General features: G+C 31.7%; 5 protein-coding genes. All 5 read right to left on the bottom strand.

Going from position 1 to position 4,578, the window contains the following annotated elements; all coding sequences use genetic code 11:
- Nucleotides 1-266 precede the first annotated feature (266 nt).
- A complete protein-coding gene (locus ACEN25_RS15805) occupies nt 267-1,550 on the bottom strand; it encodes a DUF5713 family protein (RefSeq protein WP_441803761.1) in 1,284 nt (427 codons plus the stop codon).
- 156 nt (nt 1,551-1,706) lie between these two features.
- On the bottom strand, nt 1,707-2,057 hold the full coding sequence (locus ACEN25_RS15800) for a hypothetical protein (protein ID WP_441803760.1): 351 nt from the start codon (nt 2,055-2,057) through the stop codon (nt 1,707-1,709).
- Nucleotides 2,058-2,209: 152 nt separating this feature from the next.
- Nucleotides 2,210-2,908 carry a hypothetical protein gene (locus ACEN25_RS15795; RefSeq protein ID WP_441803759.1) on the bottom strand — a complete coding sequence of 233 codons (699 nt, stop codon included), beginning with the start codon at nt 2,906-2,908 and terminating at the stop codon, nt 2,210-2,212.
- Between the two features lie 104 nt (nt 2,909-3,012).
- The gene (locus ACEN25_RS15790; RefSeq protein WP_441803758.1) at nt 3,013-3,570 is read right to left on the bottom strand and encodes a hypothetical protein; all 558 of its coding nucleotides are present in this window, start codon (nt 3,568-3,570) and stop codon (nt 3,013-3,015) included.
- A gap of 163 nt (nt 3,571-3,733) precedes the next feature.
- Nucleotides 3,734-4,486 carry a hypothetical protein gene (locus ACEN25_RS15785; protein WP_441803757.1) on the bottom strand — a complete coding sequence of 251 codons (753 nt, stop codon included), beginning with the start codon at nt 4,484-4,486 and terminating at the stop codon, nt 3,734-3,736.
- Between the last annotated feature and the right edge of the window lie 92 nt (nt 4,487-4,578).

The following is a 4,578-nucleotide window of genomic DNA, read 5'->3' as shown; positions in this document are numbered from 1 at the left end:
TTATGTTCCGTTCAATTACTTTTTCAATTTCTTTATTTTGTTCGAGCATTTTCTCAAATGTTTTACAACGGTTTTGTATATGGCTCGTAGCGTGCAAATTAGCGATTGTTTTTCGGTTAAGCCACAAGCCGAATTTTTAAATTTTACTATTTATTTTTTTATTGGAAATCGTCAAATTTAAAAATTTGGCGACTTTCCAAATATGCCTTAACTTCGATTAAGCAACTATTTAGCTATGAGCTATATACGTTGTTAGCATACGTTTTTTACCAATCTCGCCATTCACTTGCTATTCCATCTTCATATTCTTGTATGTTTATTCCGACCGCATCAGCTATGTTGTCAAAAATTTCACAAAGTTCTTCTCTTTCTCCTGTTTCAATAAAACACCCATCTAAACTGTCATTTAATTGGTTGAATTCTATAACGCTAGACTTAATAAGGCTAACTTTATCATCATTGTCTAGACCTTTGTTTTGTTCGAGTTTTTGAATTAAGTTGGATAGTATTTTTTCTCCTTTATCACAGTTTTCAGGTGTATACTGCTCAAGTCCGTCTTCGTACTTTTCAATCCAATTTTTAATGGGTGAAAATTTAAGTATTGATTGTAATTCAGATAACGGTTCAGTCTGATTTTTAGATAAATCTATTTTGTTGTTCACATAGTCATCTAATTTCTTCCATTTTTTTAGCTGTTCTATTTTTCCAATGTTTTGTAATTTTTTGATTAAAGGATAATAGTCATCTCTTTTTACACCAACGTTTTCCGGATGAATGAATAACTCTTGAATAGAATTTGAAGAATTTAAAAAATCTAACGAGTTTAACTCTGCCACTTTGTACAAATACAAATCTCTTAACTTTGGAAGAGTTGATAAAGTAGAGGCATCTACAAGTTTTTTGCTGCTAATTAAATGAACTATTTCGAGATTTTTGTTTGACTCATCAATTCCACTTAATGATGTTATTCTCGGACACATTTCTAACTTAATTTCCTTAAGGTTTTCTAATCCAGATAAACCATTGAAATTTTCACAGTTTAGTGAATAAATCTCTATTCTTCGAAGATTTTTAAATTCACTAAATTCTGAAAAATCTTTTTTATTGTAATTTCTAAGGTATGCGTATTTAAGATTTACTAGTTTATCAAAATTTATATATTTTTTTGGTCCAATACCACCTATGTATATTAAATTTTTAAAATGAATGAAATCAAATTCTTTACCATTGTCTTCAGCTATTCCTAAGTGAGTAAGTTGTGTGTGACGATATAGTGGCGTTAAATCTTCAATCTCAAATTGTATGTAAATTCCTTTTACGTGATTTAGTCTTTTATCATTTAGAAAGTCTATAGTTTTCGTTTGTAGAAATATATATTCAAGATTTAATTTTTTGGTTGCTATTATACATTTTTCTATGTTATGAGACGAAAACCATACTGTGTCAGTTGTTTTTTCGCGTTTTTCTTCAAAGGGTTTTAGTTTTTCAATTCGTACTCCTTCGAAGTTACTTTTATTGAATTTTCCCAAGATGTTTTTTAAAATGCTCATTGTTTATTCAAATGTATGCTAACGTGTTTGGCTATGGTTTCGTTGCGTGAAAATCCGAAAGGATTTTCCGCCGTAAACCGAAGACAGCAAATTTGCGAGGACTTTCCGCGAGGAAAGTCAGAAGCAATGGACTATAGCCGGTGTTGTGCATAGTTTTTATTCAGTTTTATATTCCGTTCTCAATTCAGCGTAATAAACATCTTCCGTATCCAGTAGGCTTTCCTCAAACTTGTATTTCAAATATCCCATATCCAATTCATTCAAGGAAACTGTCTTTTTTCCGTTCATAAAGTTGTCAATTGCTTTTTTATGATATCCGCAAAAAATGCCCCAAACCATTAGTTTGATAAAATCAGATTCCTTTTCCGTTTTCAATTCTGCATCGTTCCACGATTCCGATAACTTTTTAAATTTTCCGCCACCTTTTTCAACCATTTTTCCATCCGAAATATCAATTTCAGATGGATAATATTTAATTGTCAGATTATAAACTTCCTTAAATGTCAATTTTTATTTGGTTTTGGTAAATTATGCACAACGGTTTTGGCTATGATTTCGTTGCGGAAAAATCCGCAGGATTCTTTCCGCCGTAGCCGAAAGATAGCAAAATTGCGTTGAATTCCGATTAGGAATTCAGCCGCAATGAATTATAGCCGTTGTTAGCTGTAGTTTTTATTTTTTCCGAATATCAGTAGTATGTCAGCTATTGGGTAAGCCAATGCGACTACTATTCCAAATATTCCATATAATGTTTTTCCATCTGGTAAAAATCCAGTAATCGAAAACCATAAAATCAGTAAGCAAAAAGGGTAGAGAAGAAGTCTTGTCAAAACTTTCGTAAAAGTCCATTCTTTTACCTTTTCTGTTTTTGATTCCGATTTTGGTTTATTAATTAGTTCTGGATTATTTGCTTGTTCTATATTTTCAATTGCTTCTTTCAGTTCGTCTGTCAGAAGTTTGGTTTCGTATTTCTTGGCTTTTCCCAAAACCAAATGCAATAAAAGTCCAATAACTGAAATTCCGATTGTTCCAATTACTGCCATTTTAAAATCAGTTGTGAGGAACAAACCTGAAATCAACACAATTAAAAATCCAATTGTTATTTTATTCAGCAGTTTGTGGTAAGGGTTTTTCTCCGTTTTTATTCCGTTCAGTTTATTATTTCTGTCAAATGTCAAATGGAAAATAGGATATGCACCACGCAAAAAATGAGAGGAACGCCAAATCAAAAGTTCATTTGGTTTGATTTCTCCACTGTATTTTATTGTGTTATAAAAAAATGCATCATTCCAATGGTTTTTCAGATTACTTTTCTTGTTCTGAACTATTAATTTTTCGATGTCTTTTTTTTCTATCACAAAGGTTGGTTTAAATTACAGCTAACGGTTTAGCTATGAACAGTACGGGGGCAAACTAGCGTTTACTTTCCACCACGCACATAGCGAAATCTTATTGTTTTGATTTATTTTTTCTTGTCCAGAGCAAAATCCATAAGATTTTGCGGTCTTCTTAAAAATACGCAAACCTTCAGATTAAACCCAAAGCCCGTATTGTTTATAGGTTTTGTTGTGTGTAGGCTTTTATTTTTTTCATTCAGTTCGTCTAGTTTTTTCACTGTTTCCAAAAGCGCAGGGTAGAAAAACTTACCTTTCAAGTTATCCGTTTTAATTCTGTTTATTTCGTCCTTGAACTTGTCTGCTGTTACTTGATTGAGATTAAGTTGTCCCATAGTTGCTTTGAATTTGAACTCTGCAAATTTCCTTTCTGGCCAAAGTCCGGGTTCTATGAGTTTTGAAGCAACTTGTCCGATTTGTCCGTCCGAGAATTTATGCGGCTCTGTTTCCACAATGTCACCTGGCCAAAACTCAAAAAGGTGAAGTGGCCATTCCTTTAAAGGAAAGTCAATGTACTCGCCATCTTCCAATATTTTAAACCTATTCAGGTCAAGTTTGTCCACTTTGGTCGGTACCCAAGCTGTTGAACCGTCAAGGAGTTGAACATATATTTTCTCGGCACTCATTTTTCTTTTTTCAGCTTACACACAACGTTGATGTATAAGATTAGTGGCGTGTTTAAGCACCTATTTTAGCTAATAAACACCAGATAGAAAATCCGCAAGCATTTTCGTAAGTAGGCGAGGACTAGCAATTAATTTTATACGGTGTTGGCAACTGGCTTTTATTTTATTCAACTAATTTCAATTCAGTTCGTCTTGTCTTTTTTAGTTTCTCTATTTCTAAATCAGTTAAATCCCATTTGTAAATCCGATTATTGATATTGCTTAAATTTCCAAATTCCGATATAATTTTCTTTTGTTCGGAATTTGATAAATGTGATTTGTTCAAATAATTTACTGAATATAGATTCTTTATTGTTCCGTTTAAAATATTGGTTTTAGTTGAAGTCCAAATATGGTCCTTTTCTAAAATACTGACTGAAGATGAAAATAATCCTTTTTTAATTTTTCTTTCAGTTCCAGAGTCATAATTCGAGTCTAATTGTGTAGTATATCCATAATCAAAATCTAATTCGTTTATTAAAACTCTATTTAATTCTAGAATTGAGTCTATATCGCAATATTTTGTGCTTATTTGAAGAGAAAAGTCAATTGTTTCTTTTTCAGGTTTTTCATTTAGATTCAGTATTTGATTGTTAATTGAGAAATATGTTTCGGTTTTTTCAGAATCGAAATCGACAAAGCAATAAACCAATTCTTTATTAGATTTTAATGCTTTTTCAAATCCGCTTTTGGTTTTATAGATTGATTGATAATTAATGCCAAAAGTTTTTGCTTTAAGTTCCGTTAATTGTTCAATTCGTTCAATACAGAAAAGAATTTTAGATTCCATTTCAAACGTTTCTGCTGAATTTTGGTCAGTCAGTTTGAATAGTTTAATTATCCAATTTTTTGTTCTATTTTTCTTTAGGAACTTCATTTTTCAGCTTGTTGCCAACGGTCTTGTGTATGATTAGTGGCGTGTTTAAACACCTAATTTAGCAAATAAAAACCGAATAGAAAATCCGCGAG

Origin of the sequence: Leeuwenhoekiella sp. W20_SRS_FM14 (genome assembly GCF_052119605.1) — a bacterium.
Classification (GTDB): Bacteria; Bacteroidota; Bacteroidia; order Flavobacteriales; family Flavobacteriaceae; genus Leeuwenhoekiella.
The sequence above is the reverse complement of the archived record's forward strand: the minus strand, read 5'-3'. Positions and strand labels throughout refer to the sequence as shown.